Origin of the sequence: Conexibacter sp. S30A1 (assembly GCF_023330665.1) — a bacterium.
In the GTDB taxonomy this organism is placed as follows: domain Bacteria; phylum Actinomycetota; class Thermoleophilia; order Solirubrobacterales; family Solirubrobacteraceae; genus Palsa-465.
Map to the genome: position 1 here is coordinate 3,427,128 of NZ_CP097127.1, position 24,825 is coordinate 3,451,952.

The following is a 24,825-nucleotide window of genomic DNA, read 5'->3' on the forward strand; positions in this document are numbered from 1 at the left end:
TTCACCTCTGATCAGGTAGTGCTCAGACGCTTGCGCAGGCGCGGAGCGTCCGGTGGTGGTCCTCCGTTGATGCCGCCGTCCAGCAGCAGACGCTCGGTGATCGCGTCTGTGGGGCAGGTGTCCGCGCAGGCTCCGCACGAGACGCAGGCCGAATCCAGAAAACCGGAGCCGATCCCGGCGGCGACGTTGGCGCCAAAGCCGCGGCCCACGGCGGTCAGCGCAAACGTCCCCTGGACCTCGTCGCAGGCGCGTACGCAGCGCCCGCAGGAGATGCACAGCTCGTGCTCAAAGGCCAGGTATGGGTGACGCAGGTCATGTTCAACCTGGTGGGTTACCCCGGGCCAGCGCGAACCGCTGACGCCCAGCCTGGTGGCCACCTGGGCGAGTTCCGTGTGCGGTGCCGGTGGGGAGGGCAGCTCCGACATGACGAGCTCCACGACGGCCGAGACCACGCGCCTGGCGGTCGGATCGTTCGTGTCCACTGTCATGCCGTCGCGGCAGACGGTGGTGCAGGCGGGAACTGGCTTGGCCGCACCGTCGACGGCGACCATGCAGGCGCGGCAGGCGCCGAAAGGCGCCTGGCGGTCATCGAAGCAGAGCGTGGGAACCCAGGAGCCCGCCTGCCGTGCTGCTTCGAGCACGGTGGCGCCGTCGCTGACCTCAACCGCTACGCCGTCGACCGTGACCTGCATCAGCCGGCCAGTCCAAGCTCGTCGGGGAAGTGCGCAAGCAAGCTGCGCAGCGGCGCTGGCATCCCTGAGCCGTGGGCGCAGAGCGAGCCGAGCTCCAGCGCCTCAAGCAGCTCTTCGAACCGCTGCTGGTCGACCGGGGCGCCGGAGCTGAACATCTCGTGTGCGCGCCGCAGGCCGATCCTGCAGGGAAAGCACTTGCCGCAGCTCTCGTGCGCACCGAACTGGAGCAGATGGACGGTGAGCGCCCGCATGTCGGTCGTCTCGTCGAAGGCGACGATGCTGCCGTGGCCGACCATGCAGCCTTCGGCGGCGAGCTGGTCGAAGTCAAAGGCCGTGTCCAGCAGGCGCGCCGGCAGGATCCCGCCGAGCGGGCCTCCGATCTGCAACGCCTTGACTGTGCGACCGTCGCGCAGCCCGCCGGCGACCTCGTCGCAGAGCCTGCGCATGCTCATGCCGAACGGAACCTCGTAGACGGTCGGCCGGTTGAAGCGCTCGTTGAAGCAGACGAGCTTTGAGCCGGCGGTCTTCGAGTCAGGGCTGAGGTCGTGGTATGCCTGGGCTCCGTGTCGGGCGATGTGGGGGATGTTCGCCAGCGTCTCGACGTTGTTGACCACCGTCGGCATGCCGTGCACGCCACGCTCGGCCGGGAACGGCGGCCGCGCTGAAACCGTGCCGCGCAGACCCTGCAAACACGCCAGCAGCGCGGTCTCTTCGCCCACGACGTAGGAGCCGGCACCCTCCACAACGGTGATGTCAAAGGCAAAGCCGCTGCCGCGAATGTCGCTGCCCAGCCAGCCGTCGGCGTGGGCTTGGCGGATCGCCGCATCGAGGCTCGGTTTGCTGAGCGGGTACTCCGAGCGCACCAGGATGTACCCGTGTGCAGCCCCAGCCGCGTAGCCCGCGAGGGCCATGCCCTCGAGCACCAGATTGGGGTTGCGCTCCATCAGATACTTGTCGATGTAGGAGCCCGGGTCACCCTCATCGCCATTCGCGACGATGAACTTCTCGGCACCGGCGGCGGCCCGCGTGAAGCGCCACTTGACCCCGGCAGGAAAGCCCGCGCCGCCACGGCCACGTACCTCTGCCGCCACGACCTCCGCCAGCAGCTGCTCGGGCTCCAGCTCGCGCAGCGTGCGTTCAAGCCCGGACCAATCGCCGGGGCGCGTGAGCACTGGCTCCTCGAGCAGGCTGACCCAGTCCGGTTCGGCGGCTTCCGCCGGAGACCCCGCCAGCAGCGCCGTGACCGCGTCCGCGCCTGCGCTCACCGTGCTGCCGTCGATCAGCGCGGGCGAGCTGTGGCAGAAGCCCAGGCACACAACCTCGCCGAACGACACGGACCCGTCGGCCTTGACCTCGTCCACGCCAAGGCCAAGCCCGGCGCCGAGCTCGCTGATGTGCCTGCCCGCGGTCGCGGCGAAGCACGCGGTGCCGCTGCAGGCGCGAACGTGCCGGGCGCCTCTCGGTCCTTGGAGATCGTCGTAAAAGGTGGCAACGCCGTAAACGGTCGCCTCCGGCAGCCCGGACGCGGCGGCCGCGTCCTGGACATCCTCAGCCGTGACGCTGCCGTGATCCGCAACGGCGGACTTCAGAAGGTCCAGCGCCGTGGGCGCCTGCGCTTGGTCGTGGCGGCGGATCAGCTCTACGAGGTTGCGCGACATACAACTCCTAGTGTGCCACTACCCGCAAGTCTGCTCCAGGTATCCGCCGAGCGGCGGTGTCAATCTGGTGTCGCCCACTGCCGGACGCGACCCAGCTCGCGCAGTGGCACGGCCGCCGCCGCCGACCGCTGGTCGCGCAGCATCGTTCACATCGGCCCTGTTCGCGTGGCGTTCCGCGCGGCCCGCCGGTCCTGCCATCGTGGCCAGGCGGAGTTCCGGAGCTCAAGCGCGCCGCGTGCGTGGCCGAATCCGTACCCATAGCCAGTCAAACCGTATCGACCCTGCCGCGCGCTGACCCGCAGCCGCGCTCGCGGCGAGGACCGCTCACGCTCCTCGCCCTCACGCTCGTCCTGGCTCTCTCAGGCGTGAGCCCGTCGGGTGTCGCGCGCGCCGGCACCGTCACATCCGCACTCTCGCAGGCGACCGGGCGGAGCGTCGCTCAGCTTGGCGTCCGTGCGGTCTGCGGCTTGGCGCAGCCTGGGCGGGCCGGTTGCCTTGCGCTGATCCTCACGCTCAAGGGCGGCGGGCACCCGGCGACGCTGCGCGAGCGCGTGCACGCTCATCCGATGCGGGTGGCCAGGCGGGTGGCAAGCTCGGCGGTCGTCGTGCCTGCGGCTACACCCGGCGCCAGCGCCCCGCAGCAGTTCACGGCCGCCTACCTGCAATGGGCCTACGACACCACCTGGCTATCTGCCTACCGTGGCAGCTCGGACGCCGTGGCGATCGTCGACGCCTATGGCGACCCGAGCGCCTACAGCGACATGGAGACCTTCCGCGCCGCCAACGGCCTGCCCTCCCAACCACAGTGCAGCGCGACCGTCACCACCAGCTGCTTCGAGCTCGTCAACGAATACGGTCAGACCACGCCGCTGCCCGGCAACACAAACGACGAGACCGGCTCCTGGAACATCGAGGAATCGTTGGACATCGATGCGGTCTCGTCGTTGTGCCCGCTGTGCAAGATCCTCGTGGTCGAGGCAAACAGCGATGATTCGAACGGCAGCCCGGACCTTGAGACCGCTGTCCAGACCGCCGCCAGCCTCGGTGCCAACCAGATCTCACTGAGTTGGGGGGCGCTCAGCTCGCCGAACGCAGCCGTAAACAGCTGGCCCTACAACACGATCCGCTCGGCGTCGATCCTGGCTGCCGCTGGTGACGGCGCCTACCCCGGAGCCAATCTCGTCCAGTATCCAGCCGCGCTCCCGGACGTGACCGCGGTGGGCGGCACCTCGCTTGCAACCGACGCCACCGTGCCGCGCGGATTTGACGAGACGGCCTGGTCGGCCTCCAGCTGCGCGACCGGCGCGTGTGGCACCGGCTCCGGCTGCGACACGAGCCAGGCGATCCCCGCCTACCAGCAGGGCCTTCTCACGGAATGTGACGGGCGGGGCTACAACGACATCGCCGCTGACGGCGATCCCAACAGCGGGCTTGCGATCTACGACTCGCAGCCCGGCAGCGAGGGCTGTGGCACCACCAACAACTGGTGCATAGTCGGCGGGACGAGCCTCGCCACGCCGCTGACGGCGGCCTTCGAGGCGATCACGGGTACCGGTGGTGCGACACCTGCCTGGGCCTATGCCGACGCGCCGTTGCTGAACGACATCGTCTCCGGTACGGACGGAAGCTGCCCAGCGGGGCAGCTGACGATCTGCAACGCGGGGCCCGGATGGGACGGGCCCACGGGCAACGGCTCGATCAACGGCGACCTTGTTACGGGCGGCCCGGGCATCGGCGCCAGCGATTCGGTCGGTGTGAACGCCAACGACGTGACGCTCACCGGAGGCGTCTACCCCAACGGACTCGCCACCACCTACAGCTGGAAGTACTGGCCGGCGGCCGACGCTGCGGCGAGCGTGCAGACGGCCGCGGCGGGCGTTGCCGGCCGCGGCGTCCAGGGCGTCTCGGTCACGCTCTGTGGCGAGCTGCAGCCCGCCACAACCTACGACTTTGAGCTCGTTGCAAGCAACTCGAGCGGCAACATCGCCGGTTACGCGAGTTCGTTGACGACCCCTGCGACCGAGTCGGCCCCAGTCGTGTCGGGCTCGCCCACGATCAGCGGAAGCGCCCAGGTGGGGCAGACGCTGAGCGCCCAGAACGCCGTCTGGATCGACTCGAGCTGCAACAGCTCGCCGGTCTACGCGTGGCAGCAGGCACCCGGCAGCACTGGACCCTGGACGACCGTGGCAAGTGGCGTGAGCTTTCAGCCGACGATCGCGCAGGCCGGCGAGTACCTGCGCCTGGAGGTTACGGAGAGCAATGCGGCCGGGGGCACAACCACCGCCTCGGCCCCGGTTGGCCCGGTGTCGGCTCAGCCGGCTGGCGGAGCGTCGTCTGATGGGACGACGCTCTCGGCTTCCGCCGGGACCGGAACGGGCTCGGGTTCGGCAGGCTCGGGGACGACATCCAGCTCTGGTGCGGCCACCAGCTCGGTGGCCGCCGGTGGCGCGGTCGTTGCGCGAACTCAGACCGTAAGGCGCACGCGGGCCTATCGCTGCGCGCTCACCTGCACACCGCTTCCCGCCGATGCCGTGGCGACCTTCCGGAGGCTCCATGCCGATTACGGCCGCTACGTCAAGCTGGTCACGAGGGTCACGAGCACGCTCGGCGTCCGGCGCGAGGTGCACACCAGCGTCGCCTGGATCGGGCCGATCGCCGCGCCGGCCACCGGATGCCTGAGGCTTGCCGACCTGGCACGGGTGGCGAAGGGCCGGTCCACGGTCATCCGGGGGGCTCGTGGGCGTACGCTGGCGCGCGTGCGGGTGATCGGCACACGACACCGCCACGTCCGGCTGGAGATCAGGGCGACGAGAGGCGGGGCGACCGTGGTGTGGGCCTATCTCCTCAGAAGGAGGGCCGTTGTCCGCAGCACGCGCGACTACGCGCTGCGCCGTCCACTCGTGCTGGCAATGGGGCTCGGACGCGGTCAGACACTGGTGTTGGTCACCGCCAGACTCTGAGCGCCATGCAGGTCGGTCCGTGACGGAGCCTCGCGTGCCCGGCGGAAGTGGAGATTGCGGTCGGTCACCGGGCCGTCTTGCAGCATCCGCTTGTCGGCCCGCAGGTTCATCGGCTGGACCCACGGCGCTCGCGGTCCCTGGCGTGGCATCGAGCGCAGCCCGCGTGTCACGTAGCCCGAGCTCAGGTCCAGCAACGGGCGTGTCGGCATGTGCGGGTAGGGCAGTTCCGCCACGCATGTGTCATATCCGCCCTGGTCCATGTGCGCAAGCAGCCGGCACAGGTGGCCACAGACCAGACTCACCTTGAGCGTCCAGGACGCGTTGGTGTAGCCGATCAGGTATGCGAGGTTGGGAACGCCGTCGAGCATCATGCCCCGGAACGAGACGCGCGCGGGGATGTCGACCGGCACGCCGTCGAGTCGCAGCGCGATCCCGCCCAGAGCCTGCAGCTGCAGTCCGGTGGCGGTCACGACCACGTCGGCGTCGAGTTGCTTGCCGGATGCCAGCCGCACGCCGGTCGTCGTGAACGTCTCGATCCGGTCGGTTACGACCGACGCTCTGCCGTCACGGATCGCCCGGAAGATGTCGCCGCTGGGGGCGAAGCAGAGTCGCTGGTCCCAGGGCTCATAGGTGGGGTTGAAGTGCTCATCCACCGGATAGCCCGCTGGCAGCTGCCGCGCGGTCAGGCGTCGGATCAGCCTGCGGGCAAGGCGTGGCTGGCGCCGGCACAGTCCGTAGATCCCCGACTGAATGAGCATGTTCTTGTGCCTGGCGAGTCGGTAGCCGCGCTCCTGTCCGAACCTGCGTTGCAGCCACAGCGCAACCTCGTCGCGGCGCGGAAGCGACAGGATGTAGCTAGGTGAGCGCTGCAGCATCGTCACGTGCGCGGCGCTCTGGGCGAGTGCGGGCACCAGCGTCACGGCGGTGGCGCCGCTGCCAACCACCACGACGCGCTTGCCCGTGCAGTTCAGATCCTGAGGCCAGCTCTGCGGGTGGACGACGCGCCCGCTGTAGGCGTTGATACCGGGTAGTTCAGGAAGGTGGCCGGCGTCGTAGCGGTAATAACCGGTGCCGGCGAAGATCCAGTCCGCTGTGAGCTCGACAGTGCTCCGGTCGCCCCGCTGCGCCGTGGCCCGCCAGCGTGCCTCAGCGGATGACCAGTCCAGTGTGACCACTCGGTGTCCGCTCAGGATGACCTCTTCGAGTTCGTCCTCCACGACCGCCTCTGCCAGATAGTCGAGGATCTCGCCGCCGTTGGCGAAGGCATGCTCACCGACCCAGGGCTTGAACTCGAAGCCGAACGTGTGCAGGTCGGAGTCCGAGCGGATGCCGGGGTAACGGAAGAGGTCCCAGGTGCCGCCGATGTGCTGACGGGCCTCGAGCACTGCGAAGCGCCGCCGCGGGTGGTGCACACGCAGATAGTGGGCGCAGCCGATCCCGGAGATCCCCGCGCCGATGATGAGCACGTCCAAGTGCTGGCCGGCGACGTCGGGGCTCCTGCCGTGCATGGGCAAGTTCTAGCGCCGTGCGTCGCGGCAGTCAGAGCAGGCTCCGTGAAGCAGGACCTCATGGCCGCTGACCGAGAAGCCGACTCGGTCTTCCAGTGCGACGATCGCCTGCTCGAGCGCCTGGTCGTCGAACGGCATGAGCAGTCCGCAGCGGTCGCAGATGAAGTGATGGTGGTGATGGTGGTCGCGGTCCTGGTCGCTGTTCTCGACGCTCGCTCGCTCGTAGCGTGCGATCCCGTCGCCGACGTCCACGCGGGCGACCAGCGCAAGCTCGGCCAGCAGTTCGATGCCGCGGTACACGCTCGCGATACCGACCGGACGGGGATTGGCGCCGCGCCTGTACGCATCCTGCAGTCGCGCAGCCATCTCCTGGATGGTGAGCGCGCAGCGCTCCCGCGCGAGCAGGTCGATCAGCTGCTCGCGAGCGCCGCCGCGCCGGTATCCGGCGCGCTGAAGCTCAGCGCGGGCGCGCTCGGCCCAGGTCTGCGGCGCGGTCGTGGGCGCAGCGTGGGCATTGTCACCTGGCGCTGCTTGTGGCGCTGTCATCGGTTCCATGGCGATCAGTCTAATGGGCCATCCGTATAAATGATAATGAGAAGCGAAATCATTACTGATATCTTCTGTCCCATGAGCGTGAATTCCATAGAGCCCGTTGCCCGAAGGTCGGTGCTCGCGCTGGCGGCGCTGGCCGTCGCCATCACCGTCAGTGCCTGCGGTGCCAGCGGCTCGGCGGCCAGGTCCGATAGTGCTCCAGGCCGGATCACCGCGGTCGGGGCCGAGAGCCAGTACGCCAACGTGATCTCCCAGATCGGTGGGCGGTACGTGAACGCGACGGCGGTCATGAGCAACCCCAACACCGACCCGCACAGCTTCGAGGCGAGTCCCAGCGTCGCCAGCACTGTCGGCGCCGCAAAGCTGATCGTCCAGAACGGCCTCGGCTACGACTCGTTCATGAACAAGATCGAGGCCGCCTCGCCCAGTCGCTCGCGTCGCGTGATCGAGGTGCAGACCCTGCTCGGGTTGCCCGACAGCACCAGGAATCCGCACCTCTGGTACGACCCGAGCACGATGCCCAAGGTTGCAGCGGCGATCGTGCGCGACCTCTCAGCTCTCGCGCCCGCGCACGCCGCCTACTTCAAAGCCAACGGGCGGCGCTTCGACGCGACCCTGCAGCCATGGCTCCGTGCGGTCGCGAGCTTCAAACGGCTTCATGCGGGCACGCCGGTGGCGGTCACCGAGCCGGTCGCTGACTACATGCTGCAGGCGGCCGGCGCCGACATCCGCACGCCGTGGGTGCTCCAGGCCGACATCATGAACGGTGTTGACCCGGCGCCACAGGACGTGACCCTGGAGGACAACCTGTTCAAACAGCGTCGGGTCAAGGTCTTCCTCTACAACCGCCAGGTGACCAACACGGTCACGCAGTCCTTTCTCAGGCTCGCAAACCAGGACCACATTCCGGTGGTCGGCGTCTACGAGACGATGCCCGCGGGCTACAGCTACGGCTCCTGGATGCTCGCCGAGACCCGGGCGCTCAGCGCTGCCGTGACCGCCCACCGCTCTACCAACAGTCTCTGATGAGCGACCAGCCACTGACCACGCTCGCCCAGTCCGCGCCCGTCAGTGCGGGGTGCGGCGGCGGCGAGGAGAACGTGCTGGAGCTCGCCGGGGTGACCGTCGAGCTCGGTGGTCGACGGATCCTCGACGACGTCGCCTTCAGCCTCAGGGCCGGTGAGCTGACCGGCCTGATCGGCTCAAACGGCGCGGGCAAGACAACGCTCATACGCGTCATCCTCGGGCTGCTTGCGCCGACCGCTGGCAGCGTGACCGTCAGCGGGCCCGATGCCCGCCACAGCGTCGGCTACGTGCCCCAGAAATTCATGCTCGACCCCGACCTCCCGGTGCGCGCCCGTGACCTGGTCGCGCTTGGCATAGACGGCCACCGACTGGGGGTGCCTCGCCCCAGCCGCGAACGCCGCGAGCGCGTCGAGCGCATGCTCGATGCGGTCGGTGCGGGCAAGTTCGCCGATGCTCGCATCGGACGGCTCTCGGGCGGGGAGCAGCAGCGGGTGCTGATCGCGCACGCGCTGATCAACCAGCCCCGGCTGTTGCTGCTCGACGAGCCGCTGGCGAACCTCGATCTGCGCAGCGCCCGCGAGGTGGTTGACCTCCTGGCGCGCATCGCCCGGGAGCAGCGGATCGCGGTGATGATCTCCGCGCATGAGATGAACGCGCTGCTGCCGGTGATGGACCGCGTGGTGTACCTGGCCGACGGTCGTGCCGCCTGCGGACGCGCCGAGGACGTGGTTCGCGCCGACGTGCTCAGCCGCCTCTACGGCCACCGCGTCGAGGTGATCCATGCCGCCGGCCGCGTCCTGGTGGTGGCCGGCGAGGGCGATGACGCGGAGCCTTCACACCCGCACCACCTGGACCCCGAGGAGCACTGAGACGGCTGTGCACGCGTTACTGCGCGCCATTGTCGAACCCGGCTTCTTCGCTGACGGCGCGGTCCAGACCGCCGCCGCGCTTGGCGGCGTCGTAGCTGTGGTGGCCGGCCTGATCGGTGTGTTCACCGTGATCCGCAGCCAGGCGTTTGCCGGCCATGCACTCAGCGACATCGGCAGCGCCGGCGGATCCAGCGCCTATCTCGTCGGGCTGGCGCCGCTGTGGGGGTTCGTCGGGATCTCGGTGCTCGCCGCCGCCGCCATGGAGCGGATCGGGGTGCAGCGCGCTCGCGGGCGTGATGTCGCGACCGGGATCGTGCTGGGGGTGGGGTTCGCGCTCGCCTCCCTCTTCCTGTACCTCGGCATGACCTACCACAACGGCAGCGGCGAGATTCCGACGATCCTGTTCGGATCTGTCTTCACGCTCTCGGCTGCTGAGCTGCCGCTGGTCATCGGCCTTGGAGCGGTGGCGCTGCTGGTCGCGCTGACCCTGTATCGGCCGCTGCTGTTGGCCAGTGTCAGTCCGGAGCTCGCCGCCGCGCGCGGGGTGCGCGTGCGCCTGGTCGGTGCCGCCTATCTGCTGGCTCTGGCGATCACCGTAGCCCTGTGTGATCTCACGATCGGCGCGATCCTCTCAACGGCGTTGCTGGTCGGTCCGGCGGCTGCTGCGCTGCGCCTGACCAGCCGCCCCCACCGAGCTGCGCTGCTGGCGGCCGCGATCAGCCTGGCCTGCACCTGGCTCGGTCTGCTGTTGGCGTGGGACAGCTTCTACTGGCCGCCGCTGCGCCACGGCTGGCCCGTGAGCTTCTTCATAGTCACACTCGTTCTGATCGTCTACCTGGCCGCGGGCGCGCTCGCCCGCGGCCGGCGCCTGCGGGGTTAGCGGTGTTCTCGGGCTTCATGGTCAACGCCTGGGTGGTCGCGAGCCTCGCGGCCGTGGTTGGTGGGGCCGTTGGCTTCTTCGTCGTCATGCGTGGCGCCTCGTTCGTCGCTCACGCGATCCCCAACGGCTCGTTCGCAGGTGCCGCAGGCGCCACCCTGATCGGCAGCTCCACGCTCGCCGGGCTTGGGCTCTTCTCGGTCGCCGGTGCGCTCGGGATCGGCCTGCTCGGCCGCCGTGGTCGCCGCGACGTCGCCACAGCGCTCATGCTGGTGTTCATGCTCGGGCTTGGCGCCCTGTTCCTCAGCTTCAGTGCTGAGAACTCTGAGGCCGCGTACTCGCTGCTGTTCGGTGAGGTGCTGGGGATCAGCGCCAACGAGATCGCGCCCACACTGGCGTTGAGCGCGCTCGGTCTGCTGGTGCTCGCGCTGTTGTGGCGGCCGCTGTTGCTTGACTCGGTGCTGCCGGGCCGCTCCTCGGGCAGGCGTGCGCTCGCGATCGATCTCGCCTTTCTGCTGCTGGTTGCGATCACCACCACGATGACCGTGCCGGTGGTCGGCACCACGCTGATCTTCACGCTGATGATCGCCCCCGCCGCGGCGGCGCGCGCGCTGACCGCGCGCCCGGGGTTTGCGCTGGCGCTCTCGGCGCTGCTCGCGTTGGTCACGGTGTGGGCTGCGATCGCGCTCTCCTACACCACCAACTGGCCGGTGGGCTTCTTCGTCGGCGCGTTCGGGGCCAGTGCCTACGCCGCGAGCCGGGTCGTCGCCTGGTCACGTGACCGGCGGTCCGTGCAAGCCCAGTGACGGCCGCCTGTGAGCGGCCTGAGGGCGGCCCGTGAGCAGCCTCTAGCCCCCAAATCTCTTCCACCAAGGGCGCTTTGTGCATTCCGAGCGCTCCCATCGCCACAAATGCACAAAGCTCGCGTTTGCGTGGTGATTTGGGGCCGCGGGGCGGTCGGGGGGCGGTGAGAGGCGAGCCGAGCTGCCCGCGCAGCGCGCAGCGGCTAGAGCTGGGCGACGAACGTGTAGATCACCATTGCGCCCACCACCAGCACGAAGATGCGCAGCGCCCAGAGAGCCATGCGGGCACGGCGCGAGAGCCGGGCAGGTGCCAGCGCACGGCTGCGGCCGGCGACCAGCTGGTCGCGCTCGAGCGACATGAAGAGCTCCTCGTCGAGGCGGGGCGGCTCTGGGGTCTGCGGATCGGAGGGCATCGACTGTCGGCCTCACCCGATGAGGTGCAACTGACTCAGGAACGAGTCGATCCCGTAGGCGGCGCCGCAGACTGCCACGACCGCGACCGTGACGCCCACGGCCAGGTTGGCGAAGGGGCCGTTGGCGAAGCGTCCCATCAGCTGGCGGTCGTTGGCGAGCATCACCATGAAGACCAGCGTCACCGGCAACAGGACCGTGGCGAGCACGTTGGCGTTCAGCGCGATCGCGAGCAGTGGAACGCCCGGGATCAGGATCACAGCGGCGGCGATCGCGGCGACCAGCACGTTGGCTGAGTAGAACGAGCGCGCCTCCCGCAGCGTGCGGTTGAAGCTGCTGCTGGCGCCCGTGCACTCGCTGATCGCATAGCCGGTGCTGGCCGAGATCGTCAAGATCGCGACGGCGCCCGCCTCGATCAAACCCAGCGCAAACAGGGCGCCGACCGTGTTTCCGTCGACGTGGCTGAGCGCTTCGGGAAAGCCGGCGCCGGCCAGCCCGTCGACGGAGGCGCCACCGTGCCCGAGCAGCGCCGCGCCTGCGACCAGCGCACCGCAGCCGAAGATCGCGGCGAGCACCCCGCCGACCACCGTGTCGATGCGTCCGTGCGCAAGGTCGTGGGGCGTCAGGCCCTTGTCGGCCGAGGCGCTCTGCTGGAAGAAGATCATCCAGGGAGTGACCGTCGCGCCGATCGTAGAGGCGAGCAGCAGCAGGATCTCGTTGAAGCTGCCGTGGGGCAGCGGCGAGAAGGTCAGGAGGGCATGGCCGATGTGTCCGACGCTCGGCTTCACCAGCACCGCGCTCAAGAGGAACAGGCCGTTGAAGACAGCGAGGCCGAGCACGATGCGCTCCCAGCGCCAGTAGCGGCCACCGCTCTGGGCCATCAGCACGAGCGCGACGCCGAGCAGCGCCGCCACGCCCGCGCCGAGGTGAAAGAACGCGAGCCCCACCCTGATCGCCACGAACTCCGCGATCAGGGTCACCAGGTTGGTGAAGACCAGGTCGCCGGCCGCCAGCCAGCCCCAGGCCCGGCCGTAGCGCTCCAGGATCAGCTGACCGTAGCCACGATGGGTGACGGCACCGACACGCATGCACATCTCCTGGCAGACGATCGCCATCGCGAAGGTGACGACGATGAACGGCAGGAAGAAGCCGAGGCCGTAGGCGGCGCCGGTGGCCGCATACGAGATCATGCTGGGCCCGTCGTTCTCGCCGAGCATTGCCAGGATGCCGGGGCCGACAAGCAGCCACAGCAAGAACCAGCGCGAGGATCTGCTGCGCGCTGACAGCACCCGGGCGCGGTCACGGGCGCGAGCGAGGTCCTCGCCGGTCAGCGTCTCTTGCGGCTCGGGCGGACGGAGCGGGAGCGGCAGCGCGAACTCGCCTGTCTCGTCCAAACTCACGCTCTTATATCCCGATGGCCAGAAGTTGACATACACAAAACCTATCATGTGATGCCGTTGTGAGTTAGCCTTGGCCTCGTGCAACCTGCTCTTGATCAGCCACCAACTTCGACTCCCGCTGCGTCTGCGCCCGCAGAGGACTACGTCAAGGCGATCTACGCCCTGACGCTCGAGCCCGATCAGGCCGCGTCAACCAGTCAGATCGCCGAGCGCCTTGGCGTGACCGCCGGTTCGGTCTCGACAATGGTCAAGCGCATGGACACCGCCGGGCTGGCCGAACACGTCCCCTACCGTGGCGTACGGCTGACCGCGGCCGGGCGCGAGCTCGCGCTGCGGGTGATTCGGCGGCACCGCCTGCTCGAGCTGTTTCTGTCTCGCAGCCTGGACATACCCTGGGAGGACGTGCACCGCTTCGCCGACGCGCTTGAGCACGCCGCCAGTGACGAGCTGATTGAGCTGATCGCGGCCAAGCTCGGCGACCCCGTGGCAGATCCGCATGGGGATCCGATCCCGAGCCGCCTGCTCGAGGTGGATGACCGCGCGCAGCCCACCGTCGCCGACCTTGCGCCGGGTGAGCGCGCGCGCGTCGCGCGCGTCTCTGACGCCGAACCGGCGATGCTGCGCTACCTGGGCGAGCAGGGGATCGGGATCGGCGTCGAGCTGCTGCTCGTGGACCGCCAGCCGTTTGACGGGCCATGTCGCGTCGCGCTCGGCGGGGTGGGAGAGGCGTCCGAGCGCAGCCTCGGCATCAGGCTCGCGCAGTCAATTCATGTGGTGCGTCTGTGAGCTGCGCGGGCGCCGGCTGATCGATGTGCAGGTCGGCGCGGCCGATCTGGCCCACGGCCGTGCCCTGTGCTCAGAGCGCCAGCGTCCGCTCGAGCCAGCGGTTGACGAACGCGCGGCGCCCGTCGAACTGCTCCCTAAGCACCTTGAACTCAGCCAGACGCGGGTAGTGCGGCGCAAGCTCTGTGGACCGGGCGGTGAACAGCTTGCCCCAGTGCGGGCGTGGGGCGAATGGGGCAAGCGTGCGCTCAACCTCAGCGCACGCGGCCGCGACCGCGGCGGGCTCGCGGCGCCAGGTGAAGTGCAGGCCGGCAGAGTCGCGGCCGTGGTTGGGGCTCAGCCAGAGCTCGTCGGCGGCGACGGTGCGCAGCTCGCAGACGAGGATCAGCGGCCGCAGTCTGTCGGCCAGCTGCCGCAGAGCCGCGAGCGCGTCCGTGGCCTGGTCGCGCGCGACAAACCATTCGGACTGGATCTCCGCGCCGGCGCTTGGTGTGAAGCCGGCCTGGAAGTGCGGCAGTCGCTGCCACCAGGGCCCGGGGACGCCGAGCTGTGGGGTGCAGTTGAGCGGGTCAGCGGCGGGCACCGGGTGGCGTGGGCTGTCTGCGAGAACCGCCCCGAAGAGCTCCGTCGGGGCCGGTTGCTCCGGGGCAGCCTTCACCCAGACCTCCCGGATCCGTTCGCCCAGGCGGTGAAAGACGCTCACGCTGCGGCCCGCGCCCATGATCCGGTCGAAGTTCTCCTCGAGCGCATCCCAGCCCATGCCCACATACACGCGTTGGCAGAGCCGATAGGTCGGGATCACGGCGAGCGTGAGCTTCGTGACGACTCCCAGCGCGCCCAGGTGCACGACCGCACCGGGCAGCTCCGGGTCACCGGCCGCGATCTGCACGAGCTCGCCGTCGCTGGTCACGAGCTCCATCGCGCGCACGGAGGTCGAGAGGTTGCCGAGCGCGTCACCCGAGCCGTGCGTGGCGGTGGCGACCGCGCCGGCGACCGAGATGTGCGGCAGCGACGCCATGTTGGCGAGCGCCAGGCCCGCCGCGTCGAGCCTCGGGGTGAGTTGCGCGTAGGTGACCGTGGGGCCGACCGTGACCGTCGCCGCGTCGTGGTCGATTGCGATCTCGTCGCAGCCGCGCAGCCCGTCGAGCGCGACCAGTGAGCTCGCGTCGCCGATGTCGCTGAACGTGTGCCGTGTGCCCAGCACACGCAGCGAGCGAGCCGTGGCCACGATCCGCCGCAGCTCGTCCAGTGTGCGTGGATGGTGCAGCTCGCCGGCGCGGTAGCTGTGGTTACCCGCCCAGTTGGTCAAGCCGCCTGACGTGCCCGTCAAGGCATCCTCCCGTGATTGTGGTGGCGTGTGCGCTCAATGATGCGCCCGTCGACGATCCACTAGCCTCAACCAGCGCAGCGAGTCACACGATCGCACAACCAGGAGGATTCCTTGAGCGCCACCGACAAGCCGCCGTTTAGAGCAGACCACGTGGGCAGCCTGCTGCGCCCGGCGGCCCTGACCGAAGCCCGCGCCGAACACCGTGCTGGGCGCCTGGACGCCGAGGGGCTGCGCGCCGTGGAGGACGCGGCGATCATCGAGGTGATCGAGCTGCAGCATGCCGTCGGGCTGCGCACCGTGACCGACGGCGAGTTTCGCCGCAGCTCGTGGCACATGGACTTCATCTACCAGCTCGACGGGATCACGCAGGTGGAGGGCGAGTCGCTGCACGTGCAGTTCAAGAACGAGCAGGGGACCTACGACTACGCGCCGCCGGCCATGCGTGTGGCAGGCAGGGTCGGACTGAGCCACACGATCTTCGCTGACGCCTTCAGCTTCCTGCGCGACCATGCCCGCCCCGAGCAAACCCCGAAGCTGACGATCCCGTCGCCGAGCATGGTCCATTACCGCGGTGGTAATGCTGCCATCGACCCCGAGGTCTACCCCGACATCGAGGATTTCTGGAACGACCTGGCCGCCGCCTACCGCAAGCAGATAGAGGGGGTCTACGCGCTCGGCTGCCGCTATCTGCAGCTCGACGATACGAGCCTCGCTTACGTCAACGATCCCGCGCAGCGGGAGCACATCGAGGCGATCGGCGGCGACCCCGAGCACCTGCATGAACTCTACATCGACGTGATGAACCGGGCACTGGAAGGTAAGCCGGAGGACCTCACGGTCACCACGCACCTGTGTCGTGGCAACAACCAGTCGATGTGGGCGGCCGAGGGCGGCTATGACTTCGTTGCCGAAGCGCTGTTCGGCAAGCTCGCGGTCAACGGCTACTTTCTCGAGTTCGACGACGCGCGCTCCGGCGGCTTTGAGCCGCTGCGCTTCGTGCCGGCGGGCAAGCGCGTCGTGCTCGGGCTGGTCACGACCAAGCATCCGGAGCTGGAGGACAAGGACATGCTCAAGCGCCGCATCGAGGAGGCCTCGCGCTACGTCGACATCGACCAGCTTTGCCTCTCCGGCCAGTGCGGTTTCTCCTCGACCGAGGAGGGCAACAAGCTAACCATTGACGAGCAGAAGGCCAAGCTCGAGCTGATCGTCGAGGTTGCCGCCGAGGTCTGGGGCCAGTAGGAACGGCCAGCGTGCCCGCGGTGCCTGAGGGCGAGCGGTCGCTGCCCAGGCCGCCTGACGCCGCCGCGTGGGCGTCCGCGCCGCTGCTCGAGACCATCCCGGGGGCAGCCCTGCCGGGGCTGATCAGTGACGGCGGCGGGCTGCCCTTCGAGCCAGCGAGATTGACGCGCGCAGCGGCGGCGCTCGATCCGCAGGACGCTGCCGTGACGGCGCTGCTCGTGCAGATCGACCGCGGCCGCCAGCTCGCGCAGCCAGCACGCTTGCTGCGACCCAGGGCGAAGCCGACGCCGCTTCCGCCCGAGGTGATGCTGGACGGATGGCGCGAGCTGGCGCGTGACGACGAGCAGGCGCTCTTCGGCCGTGGGGCGCCACCGCACCTGCTGACCGTCGCGGTGAGGCGTGCGCGTGGTGGGCGCTGGGAACCGCTCGGCGCCTCCAACTCGCGGCCGCTGCGGGCGGTCAGGGACGGTATACGGGCATCGTCCTGGCGCCTTGACCGGACCATCCGACTCGACCCCGACTCGCCGGTGCTGCACATTCTCGTGACCGAGCGGACGATGGCCAGCGGCACCCCCGTGGCCGAGCGGCTGCTGGCGCCGGAGCTCTACATCGACACCGAGGTGCTGCTGCTGCGTGTGTACGTGAGGCCGCTGGCCGGCTATGTCGGGCGGGCTGGAAGGCATGAGACACCGGTGCGCGTGGCCCTGCCAGAGCCGCTCGGTGGCCGCACGGTGCTCGACGGGGCGCTGTTTGAGCCCGGGGCGCGGTGAGGTCAGCTGCTGGCCAGCGGGCCAGCAGCTGAAGCGCGGAGCTTGGCGTCAGACCAGCGCCAGCAGAACCACGCGGTGACGGCTGAGACCAGCAGCACCGACGGCCAGGCGCCGATCACCAGGCCGATCACGTGCGAGAGCGCAAACGCCGCCAGGCCGACAAGCGTCAGGCGCCTTGCGGTCGCGCGTCCGTCGCGCCTCGCCCACACGTAGATGCAGGTCAGGCCGAAGGCAGCCATCACGAGGCCGCCGAGCGGACGTGAGCCGGTGCCCACTGCGACGCCGAAGCCGGCGATCAGGCCCGTGGCGGCGAGCAGGGAGGTGGGAACGCGGCTCTGCATTGGTGGTGTGTGGGTTCTTCAGGCAGCGGCGGTGGCGTTGTAGCGGTCGCGCCACTGGATCGCCTCGCGCAGCTCGCCAAGGTCGTAATCGGGGCCGCTCACGCGGAATGTGAGCTCGGCCACGCCGGCGTCAGCGAGATCATCGGCGAGTCCCAGCGTGTCGCTGAAGGAGCCGAGCACGTGCTCGATCGTATTTGGATCGCGGCCGGCTTTTTCGCAGTGCTGGGCGAGAATGGCCGTGAGGCCAAGGTACTCCTCGACGCTGTCGACGAAGGTGTGCCACATCTGCGCGTGCTCGGCCACCAGGCGCAGGGTGACCTTCTCGCCGCGGCCGCCGATCAGGATCGGCAGCTCGCCGAGCGGGGGAGGATTGAGCTTGCTCAGGCGCGCCTTGATCAGCGGCAGGTCGCGGGCGAGAGCTCGCAGGCGGTCGGGTGCGGTGCCGAACTCGTAGCCGTACTCGTCGTAGTCGCGCTGAAACCAGCCGGCGCCGATCCCGAAGATCACGCGACCCCCGGAGAGGTGGTCGACCGTGCGGTGGACGTCGGCCAGCAGCTGCGGGTTGCGGTAGGAGTTGCAGAACACCAGCGCTCCCACCCGTGCGCGCTGGGTGCTGGCGGCCAGCGCCGAGAGTGAGACGACGCCCTCAAAGTGCTTACCGTCCCGCTCGCCAGAGAGCGGGTAGAAGTGATCCCAGGTATAGATCGTGTCGGCGCCGAGCTCCTCCGCGGCCTGCCAGGTGCTGCGCATCTTGGCGAAGTCGGCGTGTTGGGGCTGGACTTGGACACCGATGCGGACGGGCACGCGGGCGGCTCCTTTCGTGGTGTTGGTCGGGGTTCGGGCCGGGGTGGAGGCTCACGGTGCGGCCGGGGCCGCCCTGGCGCGCAGGTCAAAGTAGAGGAGGCTGATTAGCAGCGTTGTGAATGACTGGGCGAGCACCGCGAACAGCAGGCCGATGGTCGTCGAGGCCAGCGTGTTGCCGTCGCCGATGATCACCGCAACCAGATAGGTCAGGAAGCCCTGGATCACGAGCAGCCCCAGCACGCGCCAGAAGTTGCGCCGTGTGAGCGCCATTGTGCGTCCGATTGCGTCAAACCAGTTGGTCTGCTCGACTGCTGCCACGGGCGCTGCCACCGCCAGGCGTACGGCCAGATATATGCCCGGCACCACGAAAAAGATGAAGCCCACGAACTCAGAGAGCCCGGCCACGATTTCGGCCGCGGCGACGACCGGCAGAACACGCAGCGCCTGGGCGAACACGCTTCCGAAGCTGGGCGTCACGCCGTCGCCGAGGTCGACCAGCGCCTGCGTCTCGAGTGCCGTCACGAACGGGTTCACCAGTGCCAGATCGATCAGCCCGAGCAGCAGCAGGAGGGCGGCGGTGCCGCTGCCTTTGCCCGCCGAGACCAGCGCGAAGATGACCTCGTAGGGAACGACGATCGCGCCGGTCAGCGTCAGGAACAGCAGCGGCCGGCGTGCGTAGATGCCCATCGCCGCACGCACGATCTCGCCAATCGTGCGGGGTTGCTCGAGCGAGATGTGGTCGGGGTTTGCGTTCAACTGCTGGTCTTCCGGGGTTCCCTGACGGGCGACCGACCCCAGTGTGCCATGCGGGGCTGGGCGAGCGGGTCGATGCTGTCGGGTCGGCCCGATGGGGCGGTCCGGCGGTGCGGCGGGCCCGCACGGCGCTGGCGCGGTTCTCGCGCTGGCGGCCTGCGTGGCTGCACGCTACTCTGAGCGGGCCTGCCCTCTTAGCTCAGCTGGTAGAGCACTTCCATGGTAAGGAAGGGGTCGTCGGTTCGAGTCCGACAGAGGGCTCTGGTGGAATCGACGGCGGTGGTCACGTCCTTGCACCCCAGGCCGACGGCGTCCAGGGCGGACGGCAGCTCGTCCTCGGGCGTGACGGTGTGGCGCGCGAACGGCGCGTCCCTGACCTCCGCGGTCTCGCCCATATCGATCAGGATGCGCTCTTGATCGTGCTCGATCAGCCAAGCGCGGATCGGCATCGGTTCTGACCAGGGTCCGGGGAGGAACAGGTCAAGGCGTCGCCGGACCCCGAGTCGGGGATAGAGGAATGACTGCCTGAGCACGACGTGGCCGATGGGAAGCGCGTGGATCCTCATGCCTTGACCAGCTGCTTGAGCATCCGTGCAAAGAGGCCAGGGTCCACGGACTCGGGGTCCGCGATGTACTCCATCGCCAAGCCGTTAGACAGCGCCATCGCCGCGACCGCGAGGTCTTCGGCGGGGACGGGGAGCGGGTCGCCCGCCGCGGCCGCGTGACGCTCGACGAAGCCGGCGATCACAGCCCGAGCGGCACGCCGCTGGCCGGCCCATTCCGCGCTTCGTTCGGGGTCGCGCACGGCGCGCGCCCAGCACTCGATGAACAGCAGCTGCCAGTCCCGCTGGGTCGTGAACAGCGCTGCCAGGCCATCCTCGGCATACTCAAACAGCTGTTGCAGATCGCGCTGCCCGTCGACGGCGTCGGCGACGGCCGCGAGGCGCTGCTCGAGCCGATCCGCGACCAAGGCGAAGAACAGCTCGTCCTTCCCGGAGAAGCTCGAGTACACAGCACCCTTGGTCAATCCCGCGGCAGCGGCGACCTGGTCCAATGATGCGCCGTCGTACCCACGCGAGATGAACACCTCGCCGGCCGCGCGCAGGATGCGATCGCGCGTCTGAGCGCGGGTGGGGCGGGTCCGGGTGGAGGTCACAGCCTCCATACTAGCGGTATTCAATACTATTGGTATGGAGACCCGATGGAGCCCGCCGAACGACTCCACTCGAATATCTGTCCGAGCGCGAACTCAGGTCATGACCGGCACCGAGCGACAGTTGCGCTCGTCGCCAGTCGCCAACCGGCGCGGTCGCCGGCGGAGGGATCGTGCCGACTGCCCTGCTATCCCGACGACAGCAGGACGCCTGCGCCCTTCACCTGGTTTGCGCTCGAGGCAGGTGTCTCAGGACACCGCCCGACGCACCCGAGTTTCGCCAATTGCGTGCCTCCGGGCCGAGTGGTTCCTGGTCGCCAAAGGCATCGCGTCGGTCGCGTGTACGCGAGCACGGAAGCGATAGTCAGCGAGTTGCCTCCTTGCCGGGCAAACGAGGCTCCGACCGTAATCGCGCGAGATGCTTGCGCCCTCGTGAAAGCGCAACTCGGCGTGCGCATCGAGACGTACAAGCTCGCGTGACTTTCCGTACCGGCAAGTTGTGTGCTAGCTTTCCGGTATGGAAAATCAGTCGTCGGGTTCGGTCCCGCCCGCCTCGGCCCGAGCGCAGCTACGGGCCGCTCGTCGGGCACACGACGCATCGGCTCGTCGTGCGATGCTCCCGGCGGGGTTCATCCTCGCGTTGAGCGTCTTCTGCGGAGCGCAAACGATCACGCCCAAGTTCAAAGGGCCGGGAGATGTGGTGTCGATCGTCGCGGTCGTGTGGTTCCTCGCTGAGCTTCTGAGAGTGTCGGCTCGTAATGGGTGGCGTCCGCTTGGTTCGATCCCGAAGCCCAAGTGGGACATCACAGAGGTGACGCTCATCTGTGTTGCGGTGCTTGTTGGCGGCGTGGTCGATCCCCATATGCTCGCCAGCCACGGCAATACGGCGCTTGCGAGCTGGGTGCTCGGTGGCGCCGTGAGCGTGATCGTCGCAGCCTGCCTGTTCGCCGCACAGGCTTCCTATCGGCGTCGTGCCTCTCGGGCGTGGCAGCGGTGAGCGAAGCAGCGTTCGACGAGTTGATTCACGCGCCCCTGCGTCTACAAATATGCGCGATGCTCTCACCGGTACGGTCGTTGCCGTTCTCCGACGTACGCGACAGCCTGGAGATCTCAGATTCGGTTCTGAGCAAGCACCTCTCAGCGCTCGCCGCAGCCGGGTACGTGGAGGTGTCCCGCGTGCGAGCGAATTCACGCTCCCGGCGGCAGGTAACACTCACCAAGCCGGGGCGCGCGGCCTTGCACGGGCACCTGGCTGCGCTGCAAGCGATCGCCGCCGCAGCGGCCATAGCCGAGGAGCCATCCGACGCCCCTGGCCCAGAGCGCCAGCATGCGCGTCGAGAAGTCGCCGTCGACCTCCGGATCGCGTAGGTAGCCGACCACCGGTACCTATGCACCAACCTTGGCGGCACCGGCCGCGCTATCCGCGCAAAGCGCAACTGTTCGCTTGAGCCCTGGCGATCGCGTCGTGGCAGCAAAACCGGTTCGCGACTGCGGGTCTTTGGGTGTCCAGGTGTCAGCTACTGGTTGCTGATCGCGGATCGGGCAGTGGTCTTCTCGGCGTAGCGCTGCCGCGCTGCCTGTCGAGATACTCCGAGCGCGATTGCGATCCGGTTCCACGAGTGGCCGCGGGCGCGGGCGATCTGAACCGCCTCCCGGAGCCTTGCCTCGTCGGCTCGCATTGCGCTGGCCGCGGTGGCGATTGCGCGTAGGTCACTGACGTCGTCGAGCTTGGCGGGATCAAGCTCATCGGCCCACTGCTCAAATCGTGCGGCCGCCTCGTTGATCTCTTCGTCGGTGTGCTTGGTCATCGTGGTCACCGTCCTCTATGGCAGGAACTTCGGTCGCGCTGGCATGGCATGAATGACGACCGGATCCTCGCCCTCGAGGTCGAGGATCCCGATCTCAAGGAGAGTGCCGTCCCTCGCGGGGCCGATGAGCATCGCGAACTCGTCAGCGACGTGCTGGCGGATCGCGTTTCGTATCGCATGCTCGATGTCATCGTCCGAGGCTCCGTGCCTGCGCGCCGGCTCACCTATCCTCATCTAGACAAGCTAGCTTGTCTAGATGCCGTCGTCAACATCTTCTGTTCGAGGAATCCAAGGTCGTGAGCCGCGACCTCAGACACGCGCGCGAGATCCGCGCTAAGCGCGCATCTCGGCAGGTGCTTCAAGACACCTCAGGCGAAGCGAAAGCGCGACTGGGGCGCCTCGCGGCAGCGGTCGCGTTCGTGCAGGATGTCGGTACAATGTCCGGACATGGCGACAGGTACACGTTCCCGAAGGATCGATGTTCGCGTGACACATGAACAGGACGCGATCATCCGTGAAGCCGCCGCGGCGTCTGGACAAACCGTCTCTGCGTTTCTGCTCAGCGCCGCTGAGGGGCGGGCGCGGTCGGTGCTCGATGAACGCCGCCACCTGGTGATGAGCGACCGCGGGTTTGCTGCGTTCGCTGCCGCACTGGATGAACCTGGGGAGCGTGTCCCTGCGTTGGATGAGCTGCTCGGGTTGCCACCAATCAGCAGCACGTGAGTGGGCTGTCGCTGGTCCCGCTGAGCGCGGGCCAGGATCTCAGCGGGTTTGAGTGCGGCAACCCCGAGCTTGATCGATGGCTGATCGATCACGCGATGGCCAGCCAGAAGGCTGACCTGGCGCGCACCTACCTCGTCACCTCGGCTGACGCTGTTGCCGGGTATGTGAGTCTCACAACTGGATCGATCCGTCCTGAGGCCGCACCGAGGCGCTACGCGAGAGGCATGCCGCGCTATCCGATTCCGACGATCCTGATCGCACGACTTGCCATCGACCGGCGCTACCATCGCCAAGGGCTCGGCAGCCGCCTTTTGGCAGAAGCGCTACGCCTCGCCGTCGCCGCCAGCGACACCGCCGCGGCAAGGCTCGTCGTTGTTGACGCCATCGACCAACAGGCCGCCGCCTTCTACAGACGGTGGGGTTTCATCGACGTCCCCGAGAACCCGCACCGACTGTTTCGCAAAATCAGCGACATCCGCACCTCGCTGCCGCAGTAAAGCCGCTGGGTCCGGCGCCCACGACCGCTCGCCCGAACGCGCACAACCCGCGCGAAGCAGAACGAAAGCTCCGCCGGCTGAGATGCGCGTGGTTTGAGAGGAGCGAGACTGGTTACCTGCGTCGGTTGCGGTGATCGCCGTCGCTCGGCCAGTTGACGTTGTTCAGCAGGTCTGCCCAGTTGACGTCTCCTGGAGACTCGGCGAGCGCGATCACAGCCGCGCACAGCAGGGCGATCACGCCGAGCACGGCGAAGCCGAGGGTGGCCGCCAGCGGCGTAACGACGAACAGCGCAATCGGGCGCCTGACGAACGGTCGGGCCAGCACGATCCCTCCAGCGGCGAACACGGCAACCCCGAGCGCGATCAGCGCGATGTCGGCACGACTGCGGAGCATCTCATGCCAGACCAGCCGGATTGTGTAGTGCGTGAGCGTTCCGCCGACGCCGTCCTTGTTCGCGCGGCTCAACGCGGCGGTGGTCGGAATGCCGACACCGACAGCCTGCAGCGCGATCCCCCAGGCAAGCCAGCGCGAACGATTCTCGACCGGTCTGAGTTCACGATCCAACAGACGAGTAACCGCGCTCACGGCGCCGATCCTATCCCTCAGAGCGAGACCGTCATAGAGCGGCAGCAGCCCTCCAGTCCGCGCCAAGCATGTCGGTTGTCTCTCGAGCCTAGATTCGCGTGTGATGCTGTAAGCAGGGCTCGCTGCGGTGTACCGGGATCGCGAGTGGGGCGCTTGAGGCAGCCGAACACCGTGAGTCTCGAGCATGCTGGCCCGGTATCTGCGGGCAGGCTGCGATGCTTACGCCTGTCGAGCGTCGCTCTGTTTCGGCATGGCGTGGTCACTGTGATCCGGCATCAGGGGGGATGCACGAAATAACGAGAGAACCCGGGGTGCTGAGGAACGGCTTGCAACGAAGGCCGCGGGTCAGGGGCCGAGCTGGTTGCCGTCGCGCGTTTGTGACCGCTGCGCTGCCGCTGTTGATCACTCGCCACCGGGCGAGTCGCGGGACGCGGGCAGCTATCGGGGATGTGGGGCGCGGACGGGCGAGTGATCTGACCCAATCGCGCCAGAACGACGCAAGCACCTCACGCGTTGGCATCGAGCGGCTTGGTGCGCGCGTCCAGCGCCGCTAGGAACTCCTCGTCGCTGCCGTAGGCGGTAGCCCGGCCCGCGAGGTGATCCTCCTCAGCCTCACGCTCCATCGACTGCCACTCACCCGTCCAAAACCAGGCCTGATCAGGACTCGCCGCTGTGTTCGAGGCTGAGCTCACGACGCGCTCGTGACCTCAGCAGATGCCCGCGCGGTCACGAAAGCGCAACCCGGCGAGAATCGCCCCAGCAGACGCGCAATTCGCCAGAACCAGGACGCGCGCCTGGTCGTCAAAGGACTCGTGCTCTTGGTGATGGCGTAAGCGTGGAAGCGATCGCGAACAGGAACCGCGCCCGCCTCGAAAGGTGAGATGCTTTGATCATGGAACAGCGCATCAGTGTCGTGACGCTCGGGGTTAGCGACCTTGCCCGAGCGCGTGCGTTTTACGAGGCGCTCGGTTGGCGTGGGGCCAAACAGCCTGACGATGAGGTCTGTTTCTTTCAGACGGGCGGGATGGTCTTCGGTCTCTGGACCGCTCTCGGCGGTCATGGCGCACCCGGTGTAGAGCTCGCGCACAACGTCCGCTCCCCCGCTGAGGTTGCGGTCGTGCTGGCTGAGGCTGAACGGGCCGGCGGGACGATCAAACGGCACTGCGCGGTTGCCGAGTGGGGCGGAACGACGGGCGCGTTCGCCGACCCCGATGGCTACGTGTGGGAGGTCGCGCACAATCCCGGCTGGGGATTGGATGACGAGGGCAGAGTCACCATGTAG

General features: G+C 68.3%; 28 protein-coding genes and 1 tRNA gene. 14 read left to right on the plus strand and 15 right to left on the minus strand.

The window, feature by feature from the left end; all coding sequences use genetic code 11:
- Positions 1 to 11: 11 nt before the first annotated feature.
- Both M3M54_RS16485 and M3M54_RS16490 read right to left on the minus strand, forming a co-directional pair.
- Positions 12 to 692 (minus strand): 2Fe-2S iron-sulfur cluster-binding protein, encoded by a 681-nt coding sequence (locus tag M3M54_RS16485; RefSeq protein WP_249020106.1) that lies wholly within the window; start codon positions 690 to 692, stop codon positions 12 to 14.
- Positions 692 to 2,350: an NAD(P)H-dependent oxidoreductase subunit E gene (locus M3M54_RS16490; protein ID WP_249020107.1), complete on the minus strand. Its 1,659-nt coding sequence runs from the start codon at positions 2,348 to 2,350 to the stop codon at positions 692 to 694. Before M3M54_RS16490 ends, M3M54_RS16485 begins: the two co-directional genes overlap by 1 nt.
- Positions 2,351 to 2,715: 365 nt before the next feature.
- Between M3M54_RS16490 and M3M54_RS16495 the strand changes: the two genes are divergently transcribed.
- Positions 2,716 to 5,310 carry a hypothetical protein gene (locus M3M54_RS16495; RefSeq protein WP_249020108.1) on the plus strand — a complete coding sequence of 865 codons (2,595 nt, stop codon included), beginning with the start codon at positions 2,716 to 2,718 and terminating at the stop codon, positions 5,308 to 5,310.
- Here M3M54_RS16495 and M3M54_RS16500 read toward each other — a convergent pair.
- Together M3M54_RS16500 and M3M54_RS16505 are read right to left on the minus strand one after the other, a co-directional pair.
- Positions 5,277 to 6,818 (minus strand): NAD(P)/FAD-dependent oxidoreductase, encoded by a 1,542-nt coding sequence (locus M3M54_RS16500; RefSeq protein ID WP_249020109.1) that lies wholly within the window; start codon positions 6,816 to 6,818, stop codon positions 5,277 to 5,279. The genes M3M54_RS16495 and M3M54_RS16500 overlap by 34 nt on opposite strands.
- A gap of 9 nt (positions 6,819 to 6,827) precedes the next feature.
- Positions 6,828 to 7,373, minus strand: coding sequence for a Fur family transcriptional regulator (locus M3M54_RS16505; protein WP_249020110.1), 546 nt, complete (start codon positions 7,371 to 7,373; stop codon positions 6,828 to 6,830).
- Positions 7,374 to 7,445: 72 nt separating this feature from the next.
- On the opposite strand from M3M54_RS16505, the gene M3M54_RS16510 reads away from it, so the two are divergent.
- Genes M3M54_RS16510 through M3M54_RS16525 form a run of 4 tightly spaced genes read left to right on the plus strand, consistent with a single transcriptional unit; the run spans position 7,446 to position 10,948 of the window.
- Entirely contained in the window at positions 7,446 to 8,396 is a 951-nt protein-coding gene (locus M3M54_RS16510) for a metal ABC transporter solute-binding protein, Zn/Mn family (protein WP_249020111.1), read from the plus strand.
- Positions 8,396 to 9,265 (plus strand): metal ABC transporter ATP-binding protein, encoded by an 870-nt coding sequence (locus tag M3M54_RS16515; protein ID WP_249020112.1) that lies wholly within the window; start codon positions 8,396 to 8,398, stop codon positions 9,263 to 9,265. Before M3M54_RS16510 ends, M3M54_RS16515 begins: the two co-directional genes overlap by 1 nt.
- Before the next feature lie 7 nt (positions 9,266 to 9,272).
- Positions 9,273 to 10,145, plus strand: a complete 873-nt coding sequence (locus tag M3M54_RS16520; protein ID WP_249020113.1) for a metal ABC transporter permease — start codon at positions 9,273 to 9,275, stop codon at positions 10,143 to 10,145.
- A 2-nt stretch (positions 10,146 to 10,147) separates the two neighbouring features.
- Complete coding sequence (locus M3M54_RS16525) at positions 10,148 to 10,948, plus strand: metal ABC transporter permease (RefSeq protein ID WP_249020114.1); 801 nt, start codon at positions 10,148 to 10,150, stop codon at positions 10,946 to 10,948.
- A 200-nt stretch (positions 10,949 to 11,148) separates the two neighbouring features.
- On the opposite strand, the gene M3M54_RS16530 is transcribed toward M3M54_RS16525, so the two are convergent.
- Positions 11,149 to 11,358 carry a hypothetical protein gene (locus tag M3M54_RS16530; protein WP_249020115.1) on the minus strand — a complete coding sequence of 70 codons (210 nt, stop codon included), beginning with the start codon at positions 11,356 to 11,358 and terminating at the stop codon, positions 11,149 to 11,151.
- Between the two features lie 12 nt (positions 11,359 to 11,370).
- Complete coding sequence (locus M3M54_RS16535) at positions 11,371 to 12,750, minus strand: NRAMP family divalent metal transporter (protein ID WP_249020116.1); 1,380 nt, start codon at positions 12,748 to 12,750, stop codon at positions 11,371 to 11,373.
- 84 nt (positions 12,751 to 12,834) lie between these two features.
- On the opposite strand from M3M54_RS16535, the gene M3M54_RS16540 reads away from it, so the two are divergent.
- A complete protein-coding gene (locus M3M54_RS16540; protein ID WP_249020117.1) occupies positions 12,835 to 13,542 on the plus strand; it encodes a metal-dependent transcriptional regulator in 708 nt (235 codons plus the stop codon).
- Positions 13,543 to 13,612: 70 nt separating this feature from the next.
- Here the strand turns inward: M3M54_RS16540 and M3M54_RS16545 are convergent, their stop codons facing one another.
- A complete protein-coding gene (locus M3M54_RS16545) occupies positions 13,613 to 14,869 on the minus strand; it encodes a D-arabinono-1,4-lactone oxidase (protein WP_249020118.1) in 1,257 nt (418 codons plus the stop codon).
- A gap of 111 nt (positions 14,870 to 14,980) precedes the next feature.
- Here M3M54_RS16545 and M3M54_RS16550 point away from each other — a divergent pair, with 111 nt between their 5' ends.
- Both M3M54_RS16550 and M3M54_RS16555 read left to right on the plus strand, forming a co-directional pair.
- On the plus strand, positions 14,981 to 16,108 hold the full coding sequence (locus M3M54_RS16550) for a 5-methyltetrahydropteroyltriglutamate--homocysteine S-methyltransferase (protein ID WP_249020119.1): 1,128 nt from the start codon (positions 14,981 to 14,983) through the stop codon (positions 16,106 to 16,108).
- Between the two features lie 11 nt (positions 16,109 to 16,119).
- Entirely contained in the window at positions 16,120 to 16,878 is a 759-nt protein-coding gene (locus M3M54_RS16555; protein ID WP_249020120.1) for a hypothetical protein, read from the plus strand.
- 2 nt (positions 16,879 to 16,880) lie between these two features.
- On the opposite strand, the gene M3M54_RS16560 is transcribed toward M3M54_RS16555, so the two are convergent.
- Genes M3M54_RS16560 through M3M54_RS16570 form a run of 3 tightly spaced genes read right to left on the minus strand, consistent with a single transcriptional unit; the run spans position 16,881 to position 18,779 of the window.
- Positions 16,881 to 17,219, minus strand: coding sequence for a hypothetical protein (locus tag M3M54_RS16560; protein ID WP_249020121.1), 339 nt, complete (start codon positions 17,217 to 17,219; stop codon positions 16,881 to 16,883).
- 18 nt (positions 17,220 to 17,237) lie between these two features.
- Positions 17,238 to 18,023 (minus strand): LLM class F420-dependent oxidoreductase, encoded by a 786-nt coding sequence (locus M3M54_RS16565; RefSeq protein WP_249020122.1) that lies wholly within the window; start codon positions 18,021 to 18,023, stop codon positions 17,238 to 17,240.
- A gap of 51 nt (positions 18,024 to 18,074) precedes the next feature.
- Entirely contained in the window at positions 18,075 to 18,779 is a 705-nt protein-coding gene (locus M3M54_RS16570) for a hypothetical protein (RefSeq protein WP_249020123.1), read from the minus strand.
- Positions 18,780 to 18,964: 185 nt separating this feature from the next.
- Between M3M54_RS16570 and M3M54_RS16575 the strand changes: the two genes are divergently transcribed.
- Positions 18,965 to 19,037 (plus strand) — tRNA-Thr (locus tag M3M54_RS16575).
- Between the two features lie 301 nt (positions 19,038 to 19,338).
- Here M3M54_RS16575 and M3M54_RS16580 read toward each other — a convergent pair.
- A complete protein-coding gene (locus M3M54_RS16580; RefSeq protein ID WP_249020124.1) occupies positions 19,339 to 19,932 on the minus strand; it encodes a TetR/AcrR family transcriptional regulator in 594 nt (197 codons plus the stop codon).
- Between the two features lie 610 nt (positions 19,933 to 20,542).
- Between M3M54_RS16580 and M3M54_RS16585 the strand changes: the two genes are divergently transcribed.
- The gene (locus M3M54_RS16585; RefSeq protein WP_249020125.1) at positions 20,543 to 20,926 is read left to right on the plus strand and encodes a hypothetical protein; all 384 of its coding nucleotides are present in this window, start codon (positions 20,543 to 20,545) and stop codon (positions 20,924 to 20,926) included.
- On the plus strand, positions 20,923 to 21,297 hold the full coding sequence (locus M3M54_RS16590) for a transcriptional regulator (RefSeq protein WP_249020126.1): 375 nt from the start codon (positions 20,923 to 20,925) through the stop codon (positions 21,295 to 21,297). Before M3M54_RS16585 ends, M3M54_RS16590 begins: the two co-directional genes overlap by 4 nt.
- Before the next feature lie 149 nt (positions 21,298 to 21,446).
- Here M3M54_RS16590 and M3M54_RS16595 read toward each other — a convergent pair whose 3' ends face one another.
- Both M3M54_RS16595 and M3M54_RS16600 read right to left on the minus strand, forming a co-directional pair.
- Positions 21,447 to 21,737, minus strand: coding sequence for a hypothetical protein (locus tag M3M54_RS16595; RefSeq protein WP_249020127.1), 291 nt, complete (start codon positions 21,735 to 21,737; stop codon positions 21,447 to 21,449).
- 15 nt (positions 21,738 to 21,752) lie between these two features.
- Positions 21,753 to 21,971, minus strand: a complete 219-nt coding sequence (locus tag M3M54_RS16600; RefSeq protein WP_249020128.1) for a hypothetical protein — start codon at positions 21,969 to 21,971, stop codon at positions 21,753 to 21,755.
- A 213-nt stretch (positions 21,972 to 22,184) separates the two neighbouring features.
- Here M3M54_RS16600 and M3M54_RS16605 point away from each other — a divergent pair, with 213 nt between their 5' ends.
- Both M3M54_RS16605 and M3M54_RS16610 read left to right on the plus strand, forming a co-directional pair.
- Entirely contained in the window at positions 22,185 to 22,460 is a 276-nt protein-coding gene (locus M3M54_RS16605) for a DUF1778 domain-containing protein (RefSeq protein ID WP_256465800.1), read from the plus strand.
- A complete protein-coding gene (locus M3M54_RS16610; RefSeq protein ID WP_249020130.1) occupies positions 22,457 to 22,957 on the plus strand; it encodes an N-acetyltransferase in 501 nt (166 codons plus the stop codon). Before M3M54_RS16605 ends, M3M54_RS16610 begins: the two co-directional genes overlap by 4 nt.
- Before the next feature lie 112 nt (positions 22,958 to 23,069).
- Here M3M54_RS16610 and M3M54_RS16615 read toward each other — a convergent pair whose 3' ends face one another.
- Complete coding sequence (locus M3M54_RS16615; RefSeq protein WP_249020131.1) at positions 23,070 to 23,543, minus strand: hypothetical protein; 474 nt, start codon at positions 23,541 to 23,543, stop codon at positions 23,070 to 23,072.
- 506 nt (positions 23,544 to 24,049) lie between these two features.
- Positions 24,050 to 24,235, minus strand: a complete 186-nt coding sequence (locus M3M54_RS16620) for a hypothetical protein (RefSeq protein WP_249020132.1) — start codon at positions 24,233 to 24,235, stop codon at positions 24,050 to 24,052.
- 200 nt (positions 24,236 to 24,435) lie between these two features.
- On the opposite strand from M3M54_RS16620, the gene M3M54_RS16625 reads away from it, so the two are divergent.
- On the plus strand, positions 24,436 to 24,825 hold the full coding sequence (locus M3M54_RS16625; protein WP_249020133.1) for a VOC family protein: 390 nt from the start codon (positions 24,436 to 24,438) through the stop codon (positions 24,823 to 24,825).